Origin of the sequence: Streptomyces sp. SID5643, from assembly GCF_009872555.1 — a bacterium.
In the GTDB taxonomy this organism is placed as follows: Bacteria; Actinomycetota; Actinomycetes; order Streptomycetales; family Streptomycetaceae; genus Streptomyces; species Streptomyces iakyrus.
This window is the reverse complement of sequence record NZ_WWIC01000141.1, coordinates 37,133-62,061: the sequence shown is the minus strand read 5'-3', so window position 1 is coordinate 62,061 and position 24,929 is coordinate 37,133. Positions and strand designations below refer to the sequence as shown.

The 24,929-nt window shown below is 72.5% G+C and carries 22 protein-coding genes and 1 tRNA gene; 10 read left to right on the top strand and 13 right to left on the bottom strand.

Annotated features, from left to right (window positions below; genetic code table 11):
* Window positions 1-1,013: 4-hydroxyphenylpyruvate dioxygenase (gene hppD, locus GTY56_RS18110; RefSeq protein ID WP_161366398.1), on the bottom strand; the 1,013-nt coding region annotated here is incomplete at its 3' end.
* Between the two features lie 123 nt (window positions 1,014-1,136).
* Here hppD and GTY56_RS18105 point away from each other — a divergent pair.
* The 6 genes from GTY56_RS18105 to GTY56_RS18080 are packed head-to-tail and all read left to right on the top strand — an operon-like array spanning window position 1,137 to window position 5,928.
* Window positions 1,137-1,607: an Lrp/AsnC family transcriptional regulator gene (locus tag GTY56_RS18105; protein WP_053669862.1), complete on the top strand. Its 471-nt coding sequence runs from the start codon at window positions 1,137-1,139 to the stop codon at window positions 1,605-1,607.
* 18 nt (window positions 1,608-1,625) lie between these two features.
* Window positions 1,626-2,273 carry an ABC transporter permease subunit gene (locus tag GTY56_RS18100; protein ID WP_161366397.1) on the top strand — a complete coding sequence of 216 codons (648 nt, stop codon included), beginning with the start codon at window positions 1,626-1,628 and terminating at the stop codon, window positions 2,271-2,273.
* Complete coding sequence (locus GTY56_RS18095) at window positions 2,266-3,528, top strand: betaine/proline/choline family ABC transporter ATP-binding protein (protein WP_161366396.1); 1,263 nt, start codon at window positions 2,266-2,268, stop codon at window positions 3,526-3,528. The genes GTY56_RS18100 and GTY56_RS18095 overlap by 8 nt, the downstream gene beginning before the upstream one ends.
* A complete protein-coding gene (locus GTY56_RS18090; protein ID WP_161366395.1) occupies window positions 3,525-4,331 on the top strand; it encodes an ABC transporter permease subunit in 807 nt (268 codons plus the stop codon). The genes GTY56_RS18095 and GTY56_RS18090 overlap by 4 nt, the downstream gene beginning before the upstream one ends.
* Complete coding sequence (locus GTY56_RS18085) at window positions 4,328-5,293, top strand: glycine betaine ABC transporter substrate-binding protein (protein WP_161366394.1); 966 nt, start codon at window positions 4,328-4,330, stop codon at window positions 5,291-5,293. Before GTY56_RS18090 ends, GTY56_RS18085 begins: the two co-directional genes overlap by 4 nt.
* A gap of 47 nt (window positions 5,294-5,340) precedes the next feature.
* On the top strand, window positions 5,341-5,928 hold the full coding sequence (locus GTY56_RS18080; RefSeq protein WP_524540116.1) for an ArsR/SmtB family transcription factor: 588 nt from the start codon (window positions 5,341-5,343) through the stop codon (window positions 5,926-5,928).
* A 181-nt stretch (window positions 5,929-6,109) separates the two neighbouring features.
* Here GTY56_RS18080 and GTY56_RS18075 read toward each other — a convergent pair whose 3' ends face one another.
* From GTY56_RS18075 to GTY56_RS18050, 6 genes are all read right to left on the bottom strand, one after another.
* Window positions 6,110-6,901: a S16 family serine protease gene (locus tag GTY56_RS18075; RefSeq protein WP_161366392.1), complete on the bottom strand. Its 792-nt coding sequence runs from the start codon at window positions 6,899-6,901 to the stop codon at window positions 6,110-6,112.
* Between the two features lie 76 nt (window positions 6,902-6,977).
* The gene (locus tag GTY56_RS18070) at window positions 6,978-7,619 is read right to left on the bottom strand and encodes an IclR family transcriptional regulator (RefSeq protein ID WP_033308179.1); all 642 of its coding nucleotides are present in this window, start codon (window positions 7,617-7,619) and stop codon (window positions 6,978-6,980) included.
* Between the two features lie 360 nt (window positions 7,620-7,979).
* Complete coding sequence (locus GTY56_RS18065) at window positions 7,980-9,779, bottom strand: DEAD/DEAH box helicase family protein (protein WP_161366391.1); 1,800 nt, start codon at window positions 9,777-9,779, stop codon at window positions 7,980-7,982.
* Window positions 9,780-9,916: 137 nt separating this feature from the next.
* Entirely contained in the window at window positions 9,917-10,309 is a 393-nt protein-coding gene (locus tag GTY56_RS18060) for a type II toxin-antitoxin system death-on-curing family toxin (RefSeq protein ID WP_161366390.1), read from the bottom strand.
* Window positions 10,306-10,506: a CopG family ribbon-helix-helix protein gene (locus tag GTY56_RS18055; RefSeq protein ID WP_161366389.1), complete on the bottom strand. Its 201-nt coding sequence runs from the start codon at window positions 10,504-10,506 to the stop codon at window positions 10,306-10,308. Before GTY56_RS18055 ends, GTY56_RS18060 begins: the two co-directional genes overlap by 4 nt.
* Window positions 10,507-10,559: 53 nt before the next feature.
* Window positions 10,560-12,146 (bottom strand): MFS transporter, encoded by a 1,587-nt coding sequence (locus tag GTY56_RS18050; RefSeq protein WP_161366388.1) that lies wholly within the window; start codon window positions 12,144-12,146, stop codon window positions 10,560-10,562.
* A gap of 225 nt (window positions 12,147-12,371) precedes the next feature.
* Here GTY56_RS18050 and GTY56_RS18045 point away from each other — a divergent pair.
* Window positions 12,372-12,446 (top strand) — tRNA-Cys (locus GTY56_RS18045).
* A gap of 74 nt (window positions 12,447-12,520) precedes the next feature.
* Here GTY56_RS18045 and GTY56_RS18040 read toward each other — a convergent pair.
* The gene (locus tag GTY56_RS18040) at window positions 12,521-13,189 is read right to left on the bottom strand and encodes an HAD-IA family hydrolase (protein WP_161366387.1); all 669 of its coding nucleotides are present in this window, start codon (window positions 13,187-13,189) and stop codon (window positions 12,521-12,523) included.
* 116 nt (window positions 13,190-13,305) lie between these two features.
* Here GTY56_RS18040 and GTY56_RS18035 point away from each other — a divergent pair, with 116 nt between their 5' ends.
* The 3 genes from GTY56_RS18035 (at window position 13,306) to GTY56_RS18025 (ending at window position 16,197) form a co-directional block, all read left to right on the top strand.
* Entirely contained in the window at window positions 13,306-14,079 is a 774-nt protein-coding gene (locus tag GTY56_RS18035) for an alpha/beta fold hydrolase (protein WP_161366386.1), read from the top strand.
* Window positions 14,073-14,873, top strand: coding sequence for a MerR family transcriptional regulator (locus GTY56_RS18030; protein ID WP_161366385.1), 801 nt, complete (start codon window positions 14,073-14,075; stop codon window positions 14,871-14,873). Before GTY56_RS18035 ends, GTY56_RS18030 begins: the two co-directional genes overlap by 7 nt.
* Window positions 14,874-14,982: 109 nt before the next feature.
* Window positions 14,983-16,197 carry an LAETG motif-containing sortase-dependent surface protein gene (locus tag GTY56_RS18025; protein WP_346345511.1) on the top strand — a complete coding sequence of 405 codons (1,215 nt, stop codon included), beginning with the start codon at window positions 14,983-14,985 and terminating at the stop codon, window positions 16,195-16,197.
* Window positions 16,198-16,222: 25 nt separating this feature from the next.
* On the opposite strand, the gene GTY56_RS18020 is transcribed toward GTY56_RS18025, so the two are convergent.
* From GTY56_RS18020 to GTY56_RS18000, 5 genes are all read right to left on the bottom strand, one after another.
* Window positions 16,223-17,389: an SUKH-4 family immunity protein gene (locus GTY56_RS18020; protein WP_161366383.1), complete on the bottom strand. Its 1,167-nt coding sequence runs from the start codon at window positions 17,387-17,389 to the stop codon at window positions 16,223-16,225.
* A 209-nt stretch (window positions 17,390-17,598) separates the two neighbouring features.
* Window positions 17,599-19,917 carry a molybdopterin cofactor-binding domain-containing protein gene (locus tag GTY56_RS18015; RefSeq protein WP_161366382.1) on the bottom strand — a complete coding sequence of 773 codons (2,319 nt, stop codon included), beginning with the start codon at window positions 19,915-19,917 and terminating at the stop codon, window positions 17,599-17,601.
* Window positions 19,914-22,124 (bottom strand): 2Fe-2S iron-sulfur cluster-binding protein, encoded by a 2,211-nt coding sequence (locus GTY56_RS18010; RefSeq protein ID WP_161366381.1) that lies wholly within the window; start codon window positions 22,122-22,124, stop codon window positions 19,914-19,916. The genes GTY56_RS18015 and GTY56_RS18010 overlap by 4 nt, the downstream gene beginning before the upstream one ends.
* Window positions 22,121-23,014 (bottom strand): FAD binding domain-containing protein, encoded by an 894-nt coding sequence (locus GTY56_RS18005; RefSeq protein ID WP_161366380.1) that lies wholly within the window; start codon window positions 23,012-23,014, stop codon window positions 22,121-22,123. Before GTY56_RS18005 ends, GTY56_RS18010 begins: the two co-directional genes overlap by 4 nt.
* Before the next feature lie 291 nt (window positions 23,015-23,305).
* Window positions 23,306-24,928 (bottom strand): family 20 glycosylhydrolase, encoded by a 1,623-nt coding sequence (locus GTY56_RS18000; RefSeq protein ID WP_161366379.1) that lies wholly within the window; start codon window positions 24,926-24,928, stop codon window positions 23,306-23,308.
* Window position 24,929 lies beyond the last annotated feature (1 nt).

The window sequence follows — 24,929 nt, the reverse complement described above, 5'->3', positions numbered from 1 at the left end:
TTGGTGAAGATCTGGAGCAGGTAGCCGTCCTCGTCGCGGTCGGCGAGGATCTTCAGTTCGCGCAGGGTGTCGATCGGGACCCGGGTCTCGCCGACCCACTCCCCCAGCGTGTCGTAGTAGGAGTCGGGCGTGTTGAGGAACTCGACGCCGGCCGCCCGCATCGTACGGACCGTCTGGACGATGTCGCCCGTGTTGAGGGCGATGTGCTGCACGCCCGCGCCGCCGTAGAACTCCAGGTACTCGTCGATCTGGGACTTCTTCTTGGCGATGGCCGGCTCGTTGATCGGGAACTTGACCTTGAGCGTGCCGTCGGCGACAACCTTCGACATCAGCGCGCTGTACTCGGTGGCGATGTCGTCGCCCACGAACTCCTTCATGTTCGTGAAGCCCATGACCTTGTTGTAGAAGCCGACCCACTCGTTCATCCGGCCGAGCTCGACGTTGCCGACGCAGTGGTCGATCGCCTGGAAGGTGCGCTGCGCGGGCGGTTCGACGATCGGCTGGGCCGCGACGTACCCCGGCAGGTACGGGCCGTCGTAGCCGGAGCGCTCGACGAGGGTGTGGCGGGTCTCGCCGTACGTGGCGATGGCGGCCAGGACGACCGTGCCGTGCTCGTCCTTCCGCTCGTACGGCTCGGCGACCGAGCGGGCGCCGTGCTCCAGGGCGTAGGCATAGGCGGCGCGGGCGTCCGGGACCTCGATGGCGAGGTCGACGACACCGTCGCCGTGCTCGGCCACGTGCTGCGCGAGGAAGTGCCCCCACTCGGTGGTGGGCTTGATGACCGAGGTGAGGACGAAACGGGCGGAGCCGTTCTCCAGGACGTACGCAGCGGTCTCGCGGCTGCCGTTCTCCGGTCCGGAGTACGCGACCAGCTTCATGCCGAAGGCGGTGGAGTAGTAGTGCGCCGCCTGCTTGGCGTTGCCCACGGCGAAGACGACCGCGTCCATTCCCTTGACCGGGAAGGGGTCGGCCTGCCGGGCGGTGTCGGGAGTGTGGTGTGTGGTCTGCGTCATGGCCGCAGGGTCTCCCCGCTCGGCAAGGTGCGCAATAGTTTGTGTTCCGACTGGGCAATGTGTTCAGCAATACGGCCCTGTCGGCCGCGCTTCTGTACAGGATGACCATGCCGGGAGGCTGCTGTGGCGATCGATCATCTGGACGGCCGGATCATCCTGCTGCTCGCCCGCGAGCCGCGGATCGGGGTGCTGGAGATGTCCCGGCGGCTGGGAGTGGCCCGCGGCACCGCGCAGGCGCGGCTGGACCGGCTTCAGTCGAACGGAGTCATCCGCGGATTCGGCCCGCAGGTGGATCCGGCCGCGCTCGGATACCCGGTCACGGCGTTCGCCACGCTGCAGATCCGGCAGGGGCAAGGGCCTGACGTACGGGCCCACTTGGCGACCGTGCCGGAGGTCCTGGAGCTGCACACGACCACCGGCACCGGAGACATGCTGTGCCGGCTCGTGGCCCGCTCCAACGCCGATCTCCAGCGTGTGATCGACCGGGTCGTCGGTTTTGATGGCATCGTCCGGGCCTCCACGGCGATCGTCATGGAGAACCCCGTTCCGCTGCGGATCATCCCGCTCGTGGAGCAGGCCGCGGAGGAGACCTGAGTCGTGGGGTGAGCGCGTGTGAACTTCTGGGAGTACCTGGTCAACCGGCACCAGCAGCTGCTCACGGACGCCTACCAGCACGCGAGCGCCGTCTTCCAGTGCATGGTCGTGGCGACCCTGCTCGGGGTGCTGATCGGCGTCGTCACCTACCGCAGCGAGTGGGCCGGGAACCTCGCGACGACGACCACCGCCACCATCCTGACCGTGCCGGCGCTCGCCCTGATCGGTCTGCTCATCCCCCTCGTGGGCCTGGGTGTGCCGCCCACGGTGATCGCGCTGACGCTGTACGGGCTCTTGCCGGTCGTGCGCAACGCGATCGTCGGGCTGCGCGGGGTCGACCCGACACTGGTGGACGCGGCCACGGGCATCGGGATGTCCCGCCCGGCCCGGCTGCTGAGGGTCGAGCTGCCGCTGGCCTGGCCGCCGATCCTGACCGGGATCCGGGTCTCCACCCAGATGCTGATGGGCATCGCCGCCATCGCGGCGTACGCCTCCGGGCCCGGTCTCGGCAACGTCATCTTCCGCGGCCTGGCCTCGCTGGGCAGCGCCAACGCGCTCAACCAGGTCCTCGCGGGCACGCTCGGCATCATCGTCCTGGCCCTGCTGTTCGACGCCGCGTACGTCCTGATCGGACGGCTGACCATTCCCAGGGGGATCCGTGCCTGAGACGACCGGCGGCCACGGCGCGTCCATCGCGCTGGAAAGCCTGACCAAGCGCTACCCCGGCAGTCCGCAGCCGGCCGTGGACAACGTCAGCATGGAGATCAAGGCGGGCGAGGTCGTCGTCTTCGTCGGCCCTTCGGGCTGCGGCAAGTCGACCACGCTCAAGATGATCAACCGGCTGATCGAGCCGACCGGCGGCCGCATCCGCATCGGCGGCGAGGACGTCACCGACATGGACCCGGTCAAACTGCGGCGCAAGGTCGGCTACGCGATCCAGTCCGCCGGGCTCTTCCCGCACATGACGGTCGCGCAGAACATCGGCATCGTCCCGAGGATGATCGGCTGGCCGAAGGCGCGCATCCGGGAACGGACCGAGGAACTGCTCGACCTCGTGGGCCTGGACCCCGGGGAGTTCCACGGCCGTTACCCGCGTCAGCTCTCGGGCGGGCAGCAGCAGCGCGTGGGCGTGGCCCGGGCCCTGGCCGCCGATCCCCCCGTGCTGCTGATGGACGAGCCGTTCGGGGCGGTGGACCCGATCACCCGGGACCACCTCCAGGACGAGCTGATCCGGCTCCAGCACGAGCTGCACAAGACGATCGTCTTCGTCACCCACGACTTCGACGAGGCCATCAAGATCGGCGACCGGATCGCCGTGCTGCGGGAGCGGTCGCACATCGCGCAGTTCGACACCCCCGAGGCGATCCTGACCAACCCGGCCGACGACTTCGTGTCCGGTTTCGTGGGCGCCGGTGCGGCGCTGAAGCGGCTGAACCTGACCCGCGTACGGGACGTGGAGATCACCGAGTATCCGACGGTCACGGTCGACGACCCGTTGCAGCAGATCTTCAACCTGCTGCGGACCAGCGGCAGCAACGAGATCCTGCTGCTCGACCGGCGCCGCCGCCCCTACAAGTGGCTGCGGCGCGGCGATCTCATGCGGGCCCGGGGCTCGCTCGCCCGCGCCGGGACCCTGGTGAGCGACACGGTCACCCGGGACGCCACCCTGCGGGACGCGCTGGAGGCGGTGCTCACCGACAACGCCGGGCGGGTGGCGGTGACCGGGCGGCGCGGCGAGTACACGGGTGTCGTCGACATGGAGACGCTCATGAACTCCGTGCACGAGATGCTGGAGGCCGACCGGCTCGACGCGATGGAGCACCAGCACGAGCTGGAGTCGCTGCGGGCCTCGCAGACGCACGCGGAACAGGAGGGGGCCGCGGGTCCGGCGGGCGTGAGCGGCCCGGGAGGGCAGCGGTGACCGCCACGGAGGTCCAGGAGACCTCCGAGCCTCTCGACGAGTCCGAGGCGCCCCCGCCCGAGCGCCGTCCGTCCCGCCTCACCTGGCAGAAGCTGACGTTCCTGCCGGTGGCCCTGATCGCCGTGCTGCTCGCCACCTGGCTGTGGTTCCAGCAGGCCGACCTGGACGCGCTCACCCGCAACGCCCTGTCGGGCGGCCAGGTGAGCAAGGCGCTGTGGCAGCACATCGAACTGACCGTGATCTCCACGTTCTTCGTGCTGATCATCGCGATCCCGCTGGGCATCCTGCTGACCCGCGGGGCGGTGAGCCGGGCCACCCCGGTGGCGATGGCGTTCGCCAACATGGGGCAGGCGACCCCGGCGATCGGTCTGCTGGCCCTCCTGGTGATCTGGCTGGGCATCGGCCGCAGGGCCGCCCTGATCGGCATCATCGTCTACGCCGTCCTGCCGGTGCTCTCCAACACGATCACGGGCCTGAAGGCGAACGACCCGACCCTGCTGGAGGCGGCCCGCGGCATCGGCATGTCCCCGACGGGAGTACTGACCCGGGTCGAACTCCCGCTCGCGGTCCCGCTGATCCTGGCGGGCGTGCGCACGGCCCTCGTCCTGAACGTGGGTACGGCGACCCTGGCGGTCTTCGGCGGGGGCGGCGGCCTCGGCGTGCTGATCACGACCGGCATCACCAACCAGCGGATGCCGGTGCTGGTGCTGGGGTCGGTCCTCACGGTGGTGCTGGCGCTGCTGGTGGACTGGCTGGCGTCGCTCGCCGAACTGCTGCTGCGACCGCGGGGGTTGCAGCCATGAGGCGGCGTACGTGCCTGGCGACGGCCGGCCTGCTGCTGGCGGCGGCCGGTTGCGGCCTGACCAGCGGATCCCCGCTGACCGACGACGTGGAGCCGGGGTCGATCGGCCGGGGTGAGCCGCTGAAGGGCGCGCAGCTGACGGTGACGTCGAAGTCGTTCACCGAGCAGCTGATCCTCGGCTCGATCATGGGCATCGCGTTCGAGGCGGCCGGGGCTGACGTGATCGACCGCACCGGCATCCAGGGCTCCATCGGCAGCCGCGAGGCGGTCCGCAAGGGCGACGCGGACGCCGGGTACGAGTACACGGGCACGGCCTGGATCACCTACCTCGGGCACAGCAAGCCGATCACCGATCCGCAGGAGCAGTGGGAGGCGGTGAAGAAGGAGGACGCGGGCAACGGCCTGGTCTGGCTGCCGCCGTCCAAGCTCGACAACACGTACGCGCTGGCGATGAACCAGGAGAACGCGAAGAAGTACGGCACGAAGACGATGTCGGACGTCGCGAAGCTGGCGAAGTCCGACCCGGGGGCGGTGAAGCTGTGCGTGGAGGTCGAGTTCGCGAACCGGGCGGACGGGCTGCCGGGCATGCAGCAGGCCTACGGCATGGACGTCCCGGCGCGGAACATCACGCAGATGGACACCGGGATCATCTACACCCAGACGGACAAGGGCAGTTGCACGTTCGGTGAGGTGTTCACGACCGACGGGCGCATCAAGTCCATGAACCTCGCGGTGATGGACGACGACCGGAAGTTCTTCCCCAACTACAACGCCGCACCGATGATCAACGCGAAGTCCCTGAAGGAGTGGCCGGCGATCGCGGAGGTCCTGAACCCGGTGACGGCGAGGCTGGACAACTCCGTGGCGCAGACGCTGAACGCGAAGGTGGACGTGGATGGGGAGGATCCGCACCAGGTGGCGCTGGACTGGATGGTGGAGGAGGGGTTCGTCAAGGAGGGGTGAGTTACAAAGAACCCGTTGCAAAGGGAGCTTTGCAACGCCATCTTTGCATCGTGAGTGAGCCCGAGAACACACCCGTACGGCAACTCGACGCCCGATCCCTGCGGGGACTGGCGCACCCCCTGCGCATGCAACTGCTGGACGCCCTGCGTTTCGGGGGTCCGGCGACGGCCTCGCAACTGGCCCAGAAACTGGGCGAGTCCAGCGGGGCTACCAGCTACCACCTCCGCCAGCTGGCGGAGTACGGCTTTGTCGAGGACGCGCCCGAGCGCGGCAAGGGTCGCGAACGCTGGTGGAAAGCGGCCCACCACGGCATCCGCTTCGACGACTCCCTGCTCACCGACTCCGATCCGGTCGTACGCGGAGCGGCGGATCTGTACCTGCACGAGGTCGCCACCACGCAGACCCGGGCCCTGTCGACCTGGCTCGGCAACCGCGACTCATGGCCGGAGGAGTGGACCCGCTCCTGGGACATGAGCAGCGCGACGCTGAGCCTCACGCCCGAACTGACGCGGGAGCTCGTCGAGAAGATGCACGCGCTGGTCGAGACCTACCGCGACCGGGCTGCCGCCGCGGGCACACCCGGCGTGGAGCAGGTCCGCATCCAGACCCACGCCTTCCCGATCCGAGCCGAGTGAAAGGTCCGCCATGCACCCGGACATCCACCTCCCCCTGCACCACGCCCGAGCCACCGAACTGCGCGCCGAGGCCGGGCCCCGTCCGGCGCGCCGCCCCGACCTCCGTACGCGTCTGGGCTGGACCCTCGTGGAAGTGGGCTTAAGACTCGCCGCCCGCCCCGGAACGGCGACCGCACACTAGCTAGCAGCTCGGCACGGACCCCTTGCCCGTCTCCAGGGCCACCAGGGAAGAGACCGTGCTCTTCAAGGTGGTCACCGGAATCAGCCGCAGGCCCTTCGGCAGGTTCGCACGCGCGTCCCCGCACTCCGCCTTGGGGACCAGGAACACCGTCGCCCCGTCCCGCTTCGCGGCCTGGGTCTTGAGGGCGACGCCCCCGACCGCCCCGACCCGGCCGGCCGCGTCGATCGTGCCCGTGCCGGCGATGACCCGGCCGCCGGTCAGATCCCCGCCGGTGCCGTCGCCGTCGAGCTTGTCGATGATGCCCAGCGAGAAGAGCAGCCCCGCACTGGGCCCGCCCACGTCCGCGAGCTTCAGGCTGACCTTCACGTCCTTGTCGTCGAGGCCGAGGTACCCCAGCGCGGCCTGTGTCGCCGCGTCCTGGGACTGCCTCATCTGCTTCTCGTTGTGCTGCTCGATCTCCTTGACGCTGTCCCCGCTGGGGTAGACGGAGTCACGCGGCATGACCGCCTGGTCGGTGCGGAACCAGCTGTCGACGACGTCGGGGAGCGAGACCCGGGTGTCGGGGGAGGTCGCCTCGATGGTGGTCATCCGCAGCTGGCCCCGGGTCTCCCGGACCGGCGCACCCGAGACGGTGATCACCTGCGCGCCCTTGTTCTCGCCCAGCACGTTCGCCGTCAGCCCCGGCTGCGCCACCGAGAACGGCAACGGCGCCAGCGCCGCCGTCGCGAGCAGGGCCACGACGGGCAGGGCGCAGACGGCGATGGCCTGGGGGCGCGTGAGGCGAGAGAACACGGGATCAATCTAACGCGGGAGGGGGAGACCGCCGGGGCCAGGGCGTCCGGAGGCCCCCCCACGCCCCATGCGTGCGTCAGCGCAGCGCCTCCGCGACCTCCCGGGCCGCGTCGACGACCCGTGGCCCCACCCGTTCCGGCACCGCCTCCGCCAGCATCACCACACCCACACTGCCCTCGACGCCCGTCACGCCCAGCAGCGGTGCGGCCGCCCCGCAGGCGCCCGCCTCCAGCTCGCCGTGGGTCAGCGTGTAGCCGGGGTCGGTCATCGGGTGCTGGCGGGCCGCGAGGATCGCCTTGCCGGCGGCGCCCCGGCCCAGGGGGTGCCGGAATCCGGCCCGGTAGGCGACGTGGTAGTCCGTCCAGGTCGGCTCCACCACTGCCACGGCCAGCGCGTCCGCCCCGTCGACCAGGGTCAGGTGTGCCGTCGCACCGATGTCCTCGGCCAGTGACCGCAGCGCCGGCATCGCGGCCTCACGGACCAGCGGGTGGACCTGCCGTCCCAGACGCAGCACCCCGAGCCCGACCCGGGCACGTCCGCCCAGGTCACGGCGTATGAGGGCGTGCTGCTCCAGGGTGGCGAGCAACCGGTATACGACGGTCCGGTTCACGCCGAGCCGGACGGAGAGCTCGGTCACGGTCAGCCCGTGGTCCGTGTCGGCGAGCAGTTTGAGGACACGCAGTCCCCGGTCGAGCGTCTGGGAGGTCTCCGCGGTCACGACGCCCACTCCTTAGTGGTGAGGTCGGCGGCCCCCCGGTCGGCGGATGCGTCACCGAGTCCCGTCGGCAACGCGCTTCAGAGGCCGCCGATCGGCCGGCGGCCCGGCCTGTCCGGGCCGCGTCGCTTCACGGCTGCGCTCCGCGGCGGCGCTGCCACGGGGCGTGTGCGTAGCGGGACAGTAGCGAAGCAGGTTCGCTGAGCGGAAGGCTCCGTCCAGAATCCGGGCAGCGAGCGGGGTGTACTGCTCGAATTTGCGGCGGTATGAGCGCCCGACAGGGGCGCGGGGCAGTGCCGATGTGCGGCTCCGCCGCGTGGGCGCGACCAGCCCCGTACAAACCGCAGGCAACAGATGACGGCGTCACTTCATCCGCGTGGCCCACTCCTGCACCTTGGTGATCCGCTGCTTCAACTGCCCCGCGGTCGCCTCGGCCGCCGGAGGCCCCCCGCACACGCGCCGCAGCTCGGTGTGGATCACCCCGTGCGGCTTGCCGCTCTGGTGGACGTAGGCGCCGACCATGGTGTTGAGCTGCCGCCGCAGCTCCATCATCTCCTTGTGGGAGACCACCGGCCGCCGCTCCGCCGGCACTTCGAGCAGGTCGGCTTCCTCGTCCGGCTTCTTGCGGCTGTGCGCGATCTGCCGGGCCTGCCGCTTCTGGAGCAGCAGCTGCACCTGGTCGGGCTCCAGCAGCCCGGGGATGCCGAGGTAGTCCTGCTCCTCCTCGCTGCCCGGGTGGGCCTGCATGCCGAACTCGGCGCCGTTGTACATGACCCGGTCGAAGACGGCCTCGGACTCCAGCGCCTCGAAGGAGAACTGCTCCTGCTCGCCGGTGTCCTCGTCCTGCTCCCGGTTCGCCTCGTCCATCTCCTTCTCGGACTCGGCGTAGGGGTCCTCCTCGCCCTGCTTCTTGGGCTTGTCCAGGACGTGGTCGCGCTCGCGCTCCATCTCGTTGGCGAAGGAGAGCAGGTCGGGCACGGTCGGCAGGAACACCGAGGCGGTCTCGCCCCGCCGCCGGGACCGCACGAAACGCCCGACGGCCTGCGCGAAGAACAGCGGCGTCGAGATGGTGGTGGCGTACACGCCGACCGCGAGGCGCGGCACGTCGACGCCCTCGGACACCATCCGCACGGCGACCATCCACCGGTCGTTGTTCGCGCTGAACTCGTCGATCCGCTCGGAGGCGCCGGAGTCGTCGGACAGCACGAGGGTCGCCCTGCTGCCGGTGATCTCCCGGATGAGCTTGGCGTACGCGCGCGCCGATTCCTGGTCGGAGGCGATGACGAGGGCGCCGGCGTCCGGGATGGCCTTCCTGACCTCGGTCAGCCGCTGGTCGGCCGCCCGCAGCACGGCCGGCATCCACTCACCGCGCGGATCGAGCGCGGTCCGCCACGCCTGGCTGATGGCGTCCTTGGTCATGGGCTCGCCGAGCCGGGCCGCGATCTCGTCACCGGCCTTGGTGCGCCAGCGCATGTTGCCGCTGTACGAGAGGAAGATGACGGGCCGCACGACGTTGTCGGCGAGGGCGTTGCCGTAGCCGTAGGTGTAGTCGGCCGCCGACCGCCGGATGCCGTCGTTGCCCTCCTCGTACGTCACGAAAGGGATGGGGTTGGTGTCGGACCGGAAGGGCGTACCCGTCAGGGCGAGCCGCCGGGTCGCGGGCTCGAACGCCTCCAGGCAGGCCTCGCCCCAGGACTTGCTGTCACCGGCGTGGTGGATCTCGTCGAGGATGACGAGCGTCTTGCGCTGCTCCACGCGGTTGCGGTGCAGCATGGGCCGGACGCCGACACCGGCGTACGTCACGGCGACGCCGTGGTACTCCCGGCCGAGCGGCCCGGCGCTGTACTCCGGGTCGAGCTTGATCCCTATCCGCGCGGCGGCTTCGGCCCACTGCTTCTTCAGGTGCTCGGTCGGGGCGACGACGGTCACCTGCTGCACGACGTGGTGGTGCAGCATCCAGGAGGCCAGCGTCAGCGCGAAGGTCGTCTTGCCGGCGCCGGGGGTGGCGACCGCCAGGAAGTCCCGGGGCTGCTCCTGGATGTACTTCTCCATCGCACCCTGCTGCCAGGCGCGCAGCTTGCTGGCGGTACCCCAGGGGGCGCGGCCGGGGAACGCCGGGGACAGGTGGTGCGAGGCGGAACTGGTGCCGGCGGTGGTAGTCACGGTCTCCGTTGGGGGTCGGGCGGCTCGTGCGAGGGAGCCTGACGGCTCGGCTACGTATGACAACCGGGCCACCCTACCGGCGCCCCGAGCCGGTCAACGCGCGGACCGGGCCGGGTCACCTGCGGGTGGGACCGACGTCACAGCCCCCTCAGCCGCCCCGCGATCCTCCCGACCTCCGCCTCGGTGCCGGAGGCGACGTCGACGACCAGCGCGTACGCCGTGTCCTGGTCCGCCCCGGCCAGGTCGACGCCGTTGAGGGCGAGGAAGGTGGCGGTGGACAGCCAGGCGGTGCGCTTGTTGCCGTCGACGAGGGGGTGGTTGGCGGCGAGGGCGTGCAGCAGGGCGGCCGCCTGCTCGTACAGGTCGTCGTAGGCGGCCGTGCCGAACATGCGGGCGCGGGGACGGTGCACGGCGGAGGCGAGCAGCCCGGGGGCGCGCGCCTCGGGCGGCCGCCCGCCGAAGGCGACCTCGGCGACGGCGGTGACCTCGTCGACGCTCAGGTACCGGGTGCCACCCGTGTCCCTCGTCATTCGCCGAGCCTCTTCAGCAGGTCGGCGTGATGCCGCGCGAGCCCCTCCGCGACGGCGCGCACGCGGGCGCACTCCTGGCTCAGGTAGGCGCGTACGGCGTGCAGCGCCACCTCTTCGGGCGTGCGGCCCTGCGCGTCGGCGAGGTCGTCGAGGGCGGTCCGCAGGGCGGGGTCGAGGGGCACATCGAGGTGGGACATGCGCAGAGGCTACGGCCGGGGCGTGGAGGAGGACGACCGCTTTACGGCCACCTCTACGGCCGTCGCTCCCGCAGCCGCGTCGACACCCAGGCCCCGGCCACCGCCACCCCTGCCATCGGCAGGAACACCGCGGCGAAGGCGGCCGGGTGGGAGCCGGAGGTGTGCGCGGCCGAGTGGGTCACGGTGCCGCCGCCCAGCGCGGCGAAAGCGGCGCCTCCGGCGGACAGCAGGACGACGTTGGAGAGGCCGTCGGAGATCTGGAGGGCGGCGGAGTTGGTGCCGGCCTCCTCGGGGGCGGAGAGCTTGAGCAGGAGGACGCTCGTGGAGGAGATCACGAGCCCCATCCCGAAGCAGCCGAAGGCCCAGGCGACGGCGACGGTCCAGACGGGCACGGAGTCGATCAGCACACTCGGTGCGGTGGCGATGGCGGCGGCCACCAGCAGCATCCCGACGGTGGTCAGCCGCTCCCGGTACGGCTCGACCCGCGACCGCGACTGCATCCACGAGCCCAGCGCCCACGTCCCGCCGCCCGCGGCGAGCGAGAACCCGGCCAGCGTCGGACTGAGCCCGCGTTGCGTGACCAGCATCAGCGGCACGAACGACTCGGCGGCGATGAAGGACCCGGCGGCGACGCCCCGCAACAGCACGACGGACGGCAGGCCCCGAGCGGCCCGGTAGGTGCCGCGCGGCAGCAGCCCGAGCACGGCGGGCACGAGCAGGGCCACTCCGAGCGCACCCGGCAGGAGCGAGAGGGGACGCAAGTCCTGCGCGGCGTACTGGAGGAGGCCGGCGCCGAGGGAGATCGCGAGCGCGAGCCGGATACGCCGGCGGTCGAAGGAGGCGGGCGGGCCGGCCGGTGGGGCGGTCGGGGCGGGGCGGTCGGCTGCCCGCACCGGATCCGGTGTGACGGGCCGGTCGGCGAGGGCGGTCCGTTCCGCGGGGACGGGCACGTCTGAGCTCTTCGCCGGGCCGGACTCGGCAGCGGGGCGCCCCGCCGGTCCGGACGCCCGGCGCCGTATCTGCGGCAGCGCGAGCGCGAGCGGAAAGACCACGAGCAGGGGTATCCCGACGAACACCCATCGCCACCCCAGCTGCTCGGTCACCGTGCCGGCGGCGAGCGGACCGACGATCGACGGGAGCACCCAACTCGCGGCGAACGCGGCCATGATGGCGGGCCGCAGCCGCTCCGGATAGGCCCGCCCGACGACGACGTACAGCGCGACGATCACCAGCCCGCCGCCGAGCCCCTGCACGGCCCGGCCCAGGATGAACACCCACATCGACCCGGCGGTGCCGGACAGCAGCAGCCCGGCGCCGAAGGAGGCGATGCCCGTGGTCAACGGCCCGAGGGGGCCACGCCGGTCCGACCACTGCCCGGAGAGGACCATCCCGAAGAGGCTGGTCGTGAAGTACCCGGAGAACGCGAACGCGTACAGCGACACCCCGTCCAGCTCCCGGGCCGCGACGGGCATCGCCGTCCCCACGGCGGTCGCCTCGAAGGCGATGAGCAGCACGACGGAGACGATCCCGACACTCAACGCCCGGTACGCCGCCCCCAGCACGCCTTCTTCCCGCTCGGCCACGGAGGGCGGGACAACGACTTCCTCGACATCGGCATCACGCGGCTTCGGGACGGTCATGCCCGCCAGCGTAAGGTCCACACCCCAGGTTGACCCCTGTCCCGAGACGGTCCGGCCCTGGGACCTTGGTCGTAGGCCTCTCTTCTCGGCCATCCCCTTCGTGAACTGCGTATGGCGGTCACATTGCAGCCCACCCGACGCCCTTGAGCCGGGCTCCCCGCCTGCATACGGTCATGGCACCGAGGTTCGAACAAGGTCTGCGCCCCAGCGGTTCGAACTCGGCCCGGCCGTGTGCCCGAGTGGTTCAGGGACTCGTCTGCAAAGCGAGTTACGCGGGTTCGAATCCCGCCACGGCCTCCACAACGATGACCGGGCGAGCGCATGGACGGGACGGCCCCCGAGCGCCGACCCGCCATTGCCGAAGCAGCGCGGGCTCACACAGCCGCGACCCCTCGTGGCCCGGACGTCCAGGCCAGGATGTGCGGGACCGCTTCGCTCAGACTGGCGAAGTGGCGGTGTACGCCCTCCACCGCGACGGCGGCGTTCACGCCCCACACCGTCATCCCGGCGCGTATCCCGGACCGCACTCCGGACGGGGCGTCCTCGATGACCAAGCAGTCTGCCGGCCGGGCGCCGAGCCGTGCGGCAGCCCGCAGATAGGGCACCGGGGAGGGCTTGCCCTCCTCCACAGCGGCCGCGTCCACGATCACCTCCGGCACAGGCAGGCCCGTTCGTTCGAAACGGCCGCGCACCCGGTGCTCGTAGTTGGAGGTGACCAGCGCCCAGGCCCCCCGCGGCAGACCGTGCAGCAACTCCGACGCGCCGTGGAAAGCCGTGTAGACGCCGGACCGTACGTCCTCGTCCTCCAGCTCGTGCAGCAGGGCCAGGCACTCGCTCGGATCACGATCCGCAGCGACCTGGGCGAACGTCTCCATCGGCCGTGTCCGCAGAGCCACCCGGTAGACCTCCTCCGCGTCCAGCCCGTGACGTCCCGCCCACGTTTCCCAGACCCGGCGCTGGTTGCTCACCGCGTCGATCAATGTGCCATCGACATCGAACAGGACGTACTTCGTGCGGCCCGGCCGCCCAGGTTCACTGATCACGCGTCGATCATGCCAGGCGGCCGTCAGCCGATCCGGGGACAGAAGCGTCTGCCCGTATCGCCCCTTCCACACCCGGGGTTGACCCTGACGCACGGTCAACCTTCCAGCATGTCCGCATGACTGTGAGAAGCGACCACGGCATCCCGTGCTTCACCGTTCGGCACGACGGCGTCCGCATCCCGGTGTCACGGGGCGGCCGGGGACGCCCCCTGGTGCTGTGCCCGGGGCTGAACTGCACGCAGGCCGACCTGTACGAGCTGGTCTCGCTGCTGCGGCGCGATCACGATGCCGTGACCTTCGATCTCCGGGGGCACGGTCTCGCCTCCCCCGCCGAGCGGTACTCCTTCGATGCCTTCCTGGGTGACCTCGTCGCCGTGATGGCGGACCTCGACCTGCCCTCGCCGCCTGTGCTCGTGGGCTACTCCCTGGGCGCGGACCTGGCCGTGCACTATGCGGCCGCGCATCCAGGGACCATCGCCGGGCTCGTGCTCATCGACGGGGCGAACCCGCTGCCGGAACCGTTCCTCACCGACGCCGACCTCTCGGAGTTCCGGGCCATCGCGGAGGCCGAGGCGGCACGGCACGGTTCGCTCACCGCCGAGGACATCGTCGGCTTGGGCAAGGAGATGGACGTGGTCCGGGGCGGGATCCTCGACCGGTACCAGCAGATCGACCTGCCCGTGCACGTCATCATGTCCACCGCGATCGCCGGCGACAGCCTCGAGGGGCGCGCCCCTCGGCACAACCGGCTGTGGCGTGCCGGTGTGGAGCGGCTCAGGCACGAGCAGCCGCACATCTCCGCCGACTGGATCGACGCCGACCACCGGCTGGTCTTCACGCATGCCCCTGACGTCGCCGAGATCATCCGGAGCAGACTGGCCCCATGCTGACCATCGGCGAACTGGCGGCGTACGCCGGAGTCACCGTCCGTGCCGTGCGGCACTATCACGCCAGGGGACTGCTGCCCGAGCCCGAGCGGGACCATTCCGGGTACCGGCGGTACGACGCCGGTGCCGTGGTGGAGCTGCTGCGGATCCGCACCCTCGCCGAGGCCGGAGTCCCCCTCGCGCGGGTGCGGGAGCTGCTCCAGGCCGGTGAGGAGGAGTTCGCCGCCGCTGTCGCGGACATCGATCGGAGGCTGGAGGCCGAGATCCGGGAGCGGCAGCGGCACCGCGAGCGCATCGCGCGGCTCACCTCGGGGGACGGTCTGGCCCTCCCCTGCGAGGTCGTCGGGTTCCTCGACCGGCTGCGGGCGCTCGGCGTCGACGAGCGGCTCGTCCAGGCCGAGCGGGACGGCTGGATCCCTCTGGCGGCGCGCTCACCGGGGCGAGTGGCGGAGTGGATCGCACGCAAGCAGGAACGGATCGAGGACCCGGAGTTCACCGGCTTCTACCTGGACCTGAGTGCGGCTCTCGAACGGGGTGACGACGACCCGTCGCTGGTCGAGCTGGCCGACCGGGTGGCGGCCTACCTCACCGAGCTGGCCGACGAGCGGGGTGAGGAGTACCTCGGCGGCCCGGCCGGTATCGAGCCGGCGTTCGTCGAGCTGATGGACACGCTCGCCTTCGACACCGTGCCGTCCGCCCGCCGGCTCATCGAGTTGCTCAAGCAGCGGGGCTGGGACGGGTGGACCGCTCTCCACCGCGCGCCCGGTTTTCGTCCCACCCCGCCCGTCTCGTCCTGAGAGGCCGTCGGAACTCGTGCACAACCCCAAGCACCCCTCACGTGTCCAGGACATGACCGGTAGCCGACGCTCCGGTCGTTCGCCGCCTGTTTCGACGAGGAGAACCCCCGTGCACCTCCGCCCCCCGGCAGCCGTCCTGGCCGCTGCCGTGATCGCCGTCGCCGGTCCCGCTGTCGCCGCGCCCCTGGCGCACGCCGAGGAGGGCGCGCCCGAGCTGGTCGTGTCGGCCCTACCGGCCGCGGCTCCCCAGCCGGGTGAGGTGTACGACAAGTCCGTCACCCTCACCAACAAGGGCACGGCCGCCGTGGACGGGGTCACCTTCCGGGTGCGTCTGACGCGCGGACTGGACTTCCCCGAGCAGGTGAAGGGCTGCACCTACTCGACCGTCCAGGACCAGGTCAGGCAGGCGGTCTGTGAACTCGACACGGTTGTCGAGCCCGGCGCCTCCGTCACCACACCCGTCCGGTTCAAGGCGCTGGACAACGCCCTGATGGAGGCCGTCGAGTACGGCACGAGCGCGAGCGGTGAGGCACCGGGCGAGGGGTACGACGACAGCTACCGGCGGCTCACCCTGACCGCGGACAACACCGCCGATCTCGTCGCCGTCGGTGAGGAGATGGAGGCGCTGGCCGGCGAGGAGCAGTCGATCACGGCGACCCTGCGCAACGACGGCCCCGGCTGGGTGCAGAACCAGGAGAGCGACGACCTTCCGGCGCTGCTGGTGCAGATCCCGCCGGGCACCGTGGCCGTCGGTGTGCCGAAGGACTGCGCGCCGTTCGGTATCGACGGGCCGAGCGGGCCGCAGGGGACCACGGGCAAGCCCAAGTACGTGTGCTGGCCGAAGGACGGGACCCTCGACGTCGGTCAGTCCCTCGCCTACACGTTCACGCTGAAGATCAAGGAGTCCGCGCAGGACACCAAGGGTGAGGTCAAGGCGTCGTCCGTCTACGACATCGCCCCGGAGTACGACACGAACCGGGCCAACAACACCGCCGTGATCAGCATCGACCTGCCGAGCGACTACGAGCCGGAGCCGAGTCCCTCGGACGGCGCGGACGGCGGCTCCGGCGACGGCGGGGACGGCAACGCCCCCGAGGGCCAGGCCGCCGGCGGCACGGGCGCCACCACCTCACCCTCGGCCTCGGCCGGCACCGCGACCGGTGGCTCCACGGGCACCACGACCGGCAGCACCACCGGCGGCAACCTCGCCGCCACCGGCTCCGACGGCACCCCGCTCCTCGCCGGTGCCGCTGCCGCCGCCGCGGTGATCGGCGGCGGCCTGGTGTTCGCCGTACGCCGCCGCAGCGCCGCCAAGTCCGCCTGAACGGCAGGGCCGTCAGGCAGGGCCGTCAGAGCACCCCGCCCGCCTCGTCCTGGAACGCGTCCGTCCAGTAGTGACGGACCGTTCCGCCGGCGGTCACGCCCGTCGGGTCCACCGTCGACAGGACCTGGAGCATCGTCATGGCCAGCTGGTCGTAGGTGTCGGTCGTCAGCTCGTGGGACGACTGGGCGTCTATCGCGCGCTCGCGGTGCAGCAGCCAGAGCGTGAAGGCGAGGGTCGACACGTCCGTGTTGAGCGGGTACAGCGTCGCCTCGGGTTCGCTCCAGTTCAGGACCGCGCCCGTCGCGCCGTCGACGACCAGGCTGTTGTCCTCGACCAGGTGTCCGAGGCGGATCAGGCGGTGGGCTCCTGCGGGGAGTTCGGCCGGGGCTCCCGTGTCGGCGTGGTACTCGGCGAGCGTCGCCAGGGGGACGTCCGTGTCCAGGGAGAAGACGTGGGCGTCCTCCGGCAGGCCCACCTCGCGCAGGAAGCGACGGGTCGGTTCGTGCGTGAGGGTCGCGGGGAAGTCGACGTCCTCGAAGCGCGCCACCTTGCCGGGGCCGAACTCCTGGTCCAGGAGGCGGTGCGGGAGGTCCAGGGAGAGGCCGGACACGCCGCCGCGGCCCGCCACCAGGGACAGGGGGCGGATCAGTGCCGCCATCTTCCAGAACGGGGCCGGTTCGCCGTCCGCCCCGTCACGGAACACCGCCAGCAGGTGCTGGGACGCCTCCGCCACCGCCTTGGGGCCGAAACGGCCAGCATAGGAGGCGAACTGGCCGCGCAGGCCCGCCAGTTCGTCGGTGGCCTCCGCGAAGCGGATCAGCGTCCGCAGGGAGGGGGCCAGGGGGCGGCGGTCCATCAGGTCGGGGTGGTCGTGCAGGACGTACGTCGTCGAGATCTCGCCCGTCGCGCCGTCGAGCAGGACCGACTCCGTCTCCAGGCCGGCGGGGCCCAGCAGTCCGCCTATGACCAGCTGCTCGCGCAGCTCCGCCGAGAGGCGGCCGTCCGGGTCGCCCGTGGAGTCGGCGACCGTGCGCAGCCCGTCGCGGCTCAGTTCCGCGAAGCTCAGCACGCCGCTGTCGCCGGGCAGTCCGGGGCCGGTCAGCCAGTGCCGCGTGGACGCGTGCGTCACCCACGGGTCCAGCTCGGACTCTGTCAGGGTGATCACCGCGGAACCGGCGTCGGTCGTACTCATGGGCTCCCCCGCATGTGCTTGCTCACCGTCCCCTGGCGGAGCACGGCAGACCGACCGGGCCCAGCCCGGCAGCCGTTCCCCACTGCCCAGAACAGTACGCCGCACCACTGACAACGCCCCGGAACAGCGACGCGCGCCCGGCGACCACGCCGCGTCACCTCACAAGACGCTCGGAGCACCCCCGCGCGTTCCCTTTCCGCGGAATCCCCTCAGCCCCGTTCGGTGACCACCGCGGCCTGGGGGCGGATCGGGAGCCGGTTCACCGGGCGGCCCGTCGCGGCCCGCACGGCGGACGCGACGGCCGCCGGGGACGTCACCACCGGCACCGCGCTGACCGCCTTGGCCCCGAAGGGGGCGACGACGTCCCGTTCCTCCACCAGCCGGACGATGCGGATGTCGGGCGCGTCGAGGGCGGTCGGGAGGGCGTAACCGGTCAGGTCCGGGTGGCGGACGATGCCGCGCGGCGTGCGGAGGTTCTCCGTGAGCGCGATCCCCACGCCCTGCGTCACGCCCGCCTCGATCCTGGCCGTCAGCTGGGCAGGGTTCAGGATCCGGCCCACGTCCTGGGCGACGGCGAGTTCGACGACCCGTACGGAGCCGATCTCGATGTCGACGTCCACCACCGCACGGACCGCGCAGAAGGCCATGCCCACGAAGGCGTCGCCCTGCCCGGCCTCGTTCAGCGGCTCGGTCGGGTGCGGGCGGCACTGGGCGGTGGCCCACAGCTCCTTGCCGTCCAGCGCCTCGGTGACGGTCGTCGAGAGGACCCCGTCGTACGACGTGATCTTGCCGTCGGTGATCTGGAGCAGCTCCGTCGACATGCCGAACTTGTGCGCGAGCGGCTGGAGGAGCTGGGTGCGGACCATCTTGGCCGCGCGCTCCACCGCCCCGCCCGACACCCAGGTGTGCCGGCCGCGGCAGCCCGGGCCCGCCGGGGGCTGGTCGGTGTCGACCGGCGCCACGTGCACCTCGTCGACGCCGAGCGTCTCCTGGACGATCTGCCGGGCCAGGGTCGTGAAGCCCTGGCCGGTCTCGACGGCCGCGCACAGGACCGTGGCGACGCCGTCGTGGACCTTCACGGTCGCCGTGGAGACCTCGTCCGCGCCCTCCGCGCCGAGCATGTGCACCATGCCCACGCCGTAGCCGACACCCCGGCGCACTGCGCCCGGTTCGCCCGCGCCCTCGGGGCCGCCGGGCAGCAGCCACTCGTCCTCGGGGGTGTCCTTGGGCAGCGGCGGCAGCGGGAAGTCCCGGACGGCCTGGAGGAGTTCGGCGACCGGGGCGGGGCAGGTCACGGTCTGGCCGGTCGGCAGCACGTCGCCGGTGGCCAGGGCGTTGCGCAGCCGCACTTCCGCCGGGTCGAGGCCGGTCTTCTTGGCGATCTTGTCCATTTGCGCCTCGTAGGCGGCGCAGACCTGCATGGCGCCTTCGCCGCGTACGTGGCCGGACGGGGGGTTGTTGGTGCGGACGGCCCAGCCCTCGATGAAGGCGTTCGGGACGACGTAGGGGCCGCAGGCGAACGCGACGGCGGCGGCCAGGGCCTCGGAGGAGGTGTCGGCGTAGGCCCCCGCGTCGAGGAGGATCTGCGCCTCGACCTTGACGAGTCTGCCCTCGGCGTCGGCGTGGTGGCGGTAGCGCAGCAGGGTGGGGTGCCGGTGGACGTGGCCGAGGAAGGACTCCTCGCGCGTGGCGGTGAGTTTCACAGGGCAGCCGGTGCGCAGCGCGAGCAGGCCGAGCGGGAGCTGGAAGCCCTGGTCCTCGCGGTCTGCGGTGGCACCGGGGACTCCGGTCACGACGACCTTGACGCGCTCGGGTTCCAGGCCGAACGCGGCGGCGGCCGCGTCGCGGTCGGCGTGCGGGTCGGTGGAGGCGAGGTACAGCTCCACCCCGCCGTCCGGGCGCGGTACGGCCAGGCCGGCCTCGGCGCCGATGGGCGCGGGGTCCTGGCGTCCGATGCGGTACAGGCCCTCGACGACGATCTCGCCGGCCGCCTCCGGGTCGCCGTGGTGCAGCGGGATGTGCCGGATCAGGTTGCCGTCGGGGTGCAGCGGCTCCGCTTCGAAGGCCTGCTCCGGGTCGGTCACCGGGTCGAGCACCTCGTACTCGACGATGACGGCGGCGGCGGCCATGCGCGCGGTGTCCGGGTGGTCGGCGGCGACGGCGGCGATGGGCTCGCCGTGGTGGCGGACGACCTCGGAGGCGAAGACCGGGCGGTCGGCCCTGCCGCGGCCGTGCAGCGGTCTGCCGGGAATGTCCTCGTGGGTGACGACGGCGCGGACGCCGGGCATCTCGCGCGCGTGGGTGGTGTCGATCGACAGGATGCGCGCGTGCGGGTGCGGGGAGCGCAGCACGGCCGCCCACAGCAGGCCCTCGGCCCACAGGTCGGCGGCGTACGGGAAGGTGCCCTCCGTCTTGGCGCGGGCGTCGGCGGGCGGGAGCGAGGCGCCGATGCCGTGCGGGAGCGGTTCTGGGGCGGGGGCGGCCTCCGCGGCCTGTGCGGCCTGGGCGGTGGCTGCTTCGTTGCTCACGCGGGGCCTCCGTCCTGGCCGTAGGGCTGGTCGTGCGGTGCCGGGTCGTGCGGTTCTGGAGAGTGCGGTCCCGGGGTGTGCGGTTCCGGGGGCGCTCCGAAGGCCGACGCGTTCACGCCACCGGCGCCCGGGCCGGCCTGGTGCGGGATGCGGGCCTCGTCGGTGTCGCCGTCGGCGGGCGCCGAGTGGGCCTCGCGTTCGGCGACGACCTCCTTGACGGCGTCCACCACGCCCCGGTAGCCGGAGCAGCGGCACAGGTTGCCGCACAGCGCCTGGCGGGTCTCCAGCTCGGTGGGCGCGGGGTTGCCCTCCAGGAGGTCGTGCACGGTCATCGCCATACCGGGGACGCAGAAGCCGCACTGCACGGCGCCGCACCGCGCGAGCGCCCGCTGCACGTCCGACGGCTGCCCGTCCTCGGCCAGGCCCTCGACGGTGCGGACCTCGCTGCCGGCCGCGGTCACGGCCGGGACCAGGCAGGACGCCACGAGCCGCCCGTCGACCTGGACGTTGCACGCACCGCACTCGCCCTGCGAGCAGCCGTCCTTGGCGCCCGCGAGTCCGAGCCGCTCGCGCAGCACGTACAGCAGGGACTCGCCGATCCACGCGTCGGCGACGGGGCGTTCGGTGCCGTTGACGCTCAGGACGTAGGAGGCGAGGGGGTGTTCCTCCTGGGGCGCGGCGGGGGGTACGTCGTGGGGGGCGGCGCCGGCCGGCTCGGCGACCGTCCCGACAGCGTGGGTCTCGTCCGGGGCCGGGGTGTCCCGGCTGTCGCCGTCGGCGGCCTCCGGGCCGGTGTCGGTGTCGGCGTCCGCGAAGGGCCCGGCAGCGGGCGCTGAGGGGCCGTCGGCGGCCTCTGGCGACCCGGGGGCGTCCTCGGCGTGCTCGGAGGGCTCACCGGGGCCGGGAGCGGGCTGTGAGGCGTCCTGGTCGTCCTGCGGGGGCGCGGCGGCCTCCGGGTGTGCCTCGGGCCCGGGTTCCCCGGGGAACTCGCCGGGGGTCTCGGGGTACGGCTGCCCGGTCGCGTGGCCGTCGGGGGCGGACGCCTCCGGGCCGTGCTCGGGGAAGTCGGAGGGCTCGAACCCGTGACCGGTCCCGTGGCCGGTCCCGGCATCGGGCCCGTGGTCGGCGAAACGGGACGGCTCCGCCGTGTGCCCGGCCGCCGCCGTACCGGGCTCCTCCGGCGCGTACTCCGACGGCCCAGGAGCGTGATCCGTGCCGGGAGCCTCCGGCGCGTGGCCGGCGAGCGCGGACGGCTCCGGCTCATGGCCGAACCCGCCGGGCGGGTGCGCGGGGCCGGTGTCCTCGTCGGATCCCGGCGCGTGGGCGTCCTGCGGGTGCGCGGGGCCGGCCTCGTCCGGGCCCGCCTCCCGCGGCAGCGGCCCGGCGGCCTGCTGCTCCGGCGCGTATCCGGAGGCCGGTCCGGCGTCGCCCTGCCGTTCGTGGTCGTGCTCGTGACCGTGCTCGTGGGGGTAGGCCGCGTGGGCCTCCTCCTGCCCGGCCGGCTCCTGCGGGTCCTGCCCCCACGGCCGGCCCGCGGCCTGGGTCGCCCAGGGGGCGGGCGCGCCGCCGGGCAGCGTGGCCGGCGGGGTGCCGCCCCACTGCTCGACCAGCGAGGACGTGGTGAACTCGCCCGACTCGTCCGGAAGGTCGCCCCCGGCGACGGGGATGGACCACTGCCCGGTCACGTCATGGCCGGGCGCGGTCCCGGCCGCCGGGTTCTCCTCGAAGTTCCACTGCCCGGTCGCCCCGGGGTTGTACGTGAACCGGTCGTCGCCGCCGTGCTGCGGCGCCGTCGCGTCGGGGCCGTAGGGCGCCCCGGGGTCGTACGGCGCATCGGGACCGCCGTACGGCTGCTCGGGGACGTCGTGGCCCTGCTGGTGGTGCGCGCCGTGCTCGTTTCCGTGCTGCGGGTGCCCGGCGTCGGGGTCGTGCCACTGCGCCCCGTCGACCGGTGCGCCCGGCACGGGCCACGCGCCCGTGGCCGCCGGGTCGGTGCCGGCCGTGGAGGCGGGGTTGACCGTTATCTGCGGCGGCACGTAGCCGTGGCCGGGCGCGGCCAGGGGGCTGTCTGCGGCCAGCAGGGCGTCGACGCCCCCCTCGGGGAGTTCGACGAAGGCCGTGGCGCCGTCGTCGTACTCTCCCTGGGGCAGCGGGTCCCAGCGGCTGCCGCCCCGGGGCGTGCCCTCTCCGTGCTGGTCGTCGGTCACGACAGCGCCCTCCCCAGTGCTCGTCGGGCCAGCGCGGCGACGGTGCGCCGCAGGTGCAGTACGGCGGGCGGAAGCTGTGCGACCGAGCCGTCCTCGGCCGGCGCCGCGTCGGGGATGCAGGCCGCGGCGACGTACTCCCCGAAGGCGTTCAGCGCCTCCGGGACGAGCGCCCGGTTGTTGTCCCAGTCGATGAGGCCGGCCACCCACTGCTCGGCCTCCAGGGGCCGCAGCGCCATCGGCGCTATGGCGCCCACCGCGCAGCGCACACCCCGGCGCGCCGGGTCCAGGACCAGGGCCACGGACGCCACCGCCCGCCCCGGGCCGGTCCGGCCGGTCGCCTTCAGGAAGACCTGCGGGGCGTGCAGCAGCGGCACGCGCACGAAGCCGATGAGTTCGCCGGCGCGCAGCATGTCCATCCCGGCCAGCAGGTGCGAGACCGGGATCTCCCGGCGGGCTCCGCCCGGGCCCGCGATAATCAGGGTCGCCTCCAGGGCCGCCAGCACCGGCAGCGCGTCCCCCGTGGGGGCGGCGGAGGCGATGTTGCCGCCCAGGGTGCCCGCGTTGCGGATGTGCGGCGGGCCCGCGGCGCGCGCGGCGGCGGCGAGCGCCGGGATCAGGGCCGCGAAGTCGGGGCGGCCCATGCGCGCGTGCGTGAGGCCCGCGCCGAGCAGCGCGTGACCGTCCAGGTACTGCCAGCCGCGGATCTCGCTGATCCTGCCCAGTCCCACCAGCGCGGCGGGCCTGAGCTGCCCGGAGTTGACGGCGGCCATCAGGTCGGTGCCGCCCGCGACGGGCACGGCGGCGGGCATGGCGGTGAGCGCCGCGACGGCCTCGTCCAGGGTCGTGGGCAGCGTGACGGCCTGCCCCGCCTGCGGTGCGTGCGTGGTCAAACCGGCTGCCCCTTCCCGCTGCCCCACCTGGTCCCACCTGTGCTGCCGTACGGTACGTGCTGACAGGGCGGACGTGGCAACTCTGGCACATCTTGGCGAGAGCCGAAGACACGGGTCCGCTAGGAGGCATTCGCCCACCTCACCGGCAAGATGGTCCGTTTTCGCACAGGTTCACCAGTGGATGCCGATTGGCACTTTCGGTGACCCTTGTGCGCTTTTTCCGTGGCCTGTTCGAGCTGTTCGGACGCGACGGGCGGCAGGAGGGGGCACCGGCCGTCGAGACCGCCGGCCCTACCGGCTGGGCGGCGGGCCGTCGATCGGGCGGCCCAGCACCCCGGGGCGCCGTTGCCAGGGCAGCGGGCCCGCCGGGGGCCGGTAGGCCACGCCGAGGGCGTCCAGCCGCCGGTAGTGGGCGGCCATCCGGCGTTCGAAGCCGGCGAAGTCCCGTGCCTCCGGGGCCGGCAGGGCGCTCCAGGCGACCTCCGCGAAGGCCGCGAGGCGGGGGAAGGCCTGGTAGTCCACGCGCGCGTGGTCCTCCATCACCTCGGTCCACAGGTTGGCCTGCGTGCCCAGCACGTGGCGGGCCTCCTCGGGCGTCAGCTCCGGTGGAACGGGCTCGAACCGGTAGACGTCCTCCAGGGTGCGCACCCACCCGATCGGTACCGGCTCCTCGGGGCCCGCGTCCTGACGGTGGTCCAGGTACACGTGCTGCTCGGGGCACATGACGACGTCGTGGCCGGCCCGGGCGGCGGCGATGCCTCCCGCGTTGCCCCGCCAGGAGGACACGGCTGCGCCCTCGGCCAGGCCGCCCTCCAGGATCTCGTCCCAGCCGATCAGCCGGCGGCCGCGCTCGGCGAGCCAGGTGCCGAAGTGCCCGATGAACCAGGACTGGAGCCCGTCCTCGTCCGCGAGGCCGAGCTCCCTGATCCGCGCCTGGGCCGTCTCCGAGCGCCGCCACTGGTCCTTGGGGCATTCGTCGCCTCCGACGTGGACGAACTCCGAGGGGAACAGCGCGAGCACTTCCTCGAAGACGCCCTCGTAGAAGCGCAGGGTGTTGTCAGTGGGGGCGAGTACGTTCGGGTTGATTCCCCAGGTGTCCCAGACGCAGAGGGAGGCCGTGTCGACGACGTCGGTGTTGCCGAGTTCCGGGTACGCGGCGATGGCGGCCTGCGAGTGGCCCGGTACGTCGATTTCGGGGACGACGGTGATATGCCGCTCGGCGGCGTAGGCGACGATCTCCCGGATGTCGTCCTGGGTGTAGTAGCCGCCGTGCGGCTTGTCCTCCCACAACGGCGAGGCCCGGTGGCCGGTTTTGGTCCGGGCGCGCCAGGAGCCGGTCTGCGTCAGCCGCGGATGCCGCTCGATCTCGATGCGCCAGCCCTGGTCGTCCGTCAGGTGGAAGTGGAAGACGTTGAGTTTGTGCGCCGCCATCAGATCGAGGTAACGCAGGACGCCTTCCTTGGGCATGAAGTGCCGGGCGACGTCGAGCATCAGGCCGCGCCAGCGGAACCGGGGTCCGTCCTCGATCGCCAGGTGCGGCACGGTCCAGGAGCGGTCGCGGCCGAGCGGGGCCCTGCGGTACGCGTCGGGACCGAGGAGCTGCCGCAGGGTCTGGGCACCCCAGAAGACACCGGCCGCGCCGCCGCCCTCGATGAGGACGCCGTTCCCGTCGCTCACGAGGCGGTACTCCTCGGTGCCGAGCCCGGGCCCGAGTCGCAGCACGATGCCGCCCTCGGCCTCACCGGGCTCCCGCCCCTCGCCCAGCGGCAGGCCGGTGGCCTGCCGGAGGGTGGCGCTCAGCCAGCGGCCGACGCCTTCCGTCCCGGTGCCGGCGTGGATCCGGGAGTGGCGCGTCAGCCGCACCTCGCCGGAACCGGCGACGGCACCGCGGGGCGCCGGGATCAGTTCGGTCACG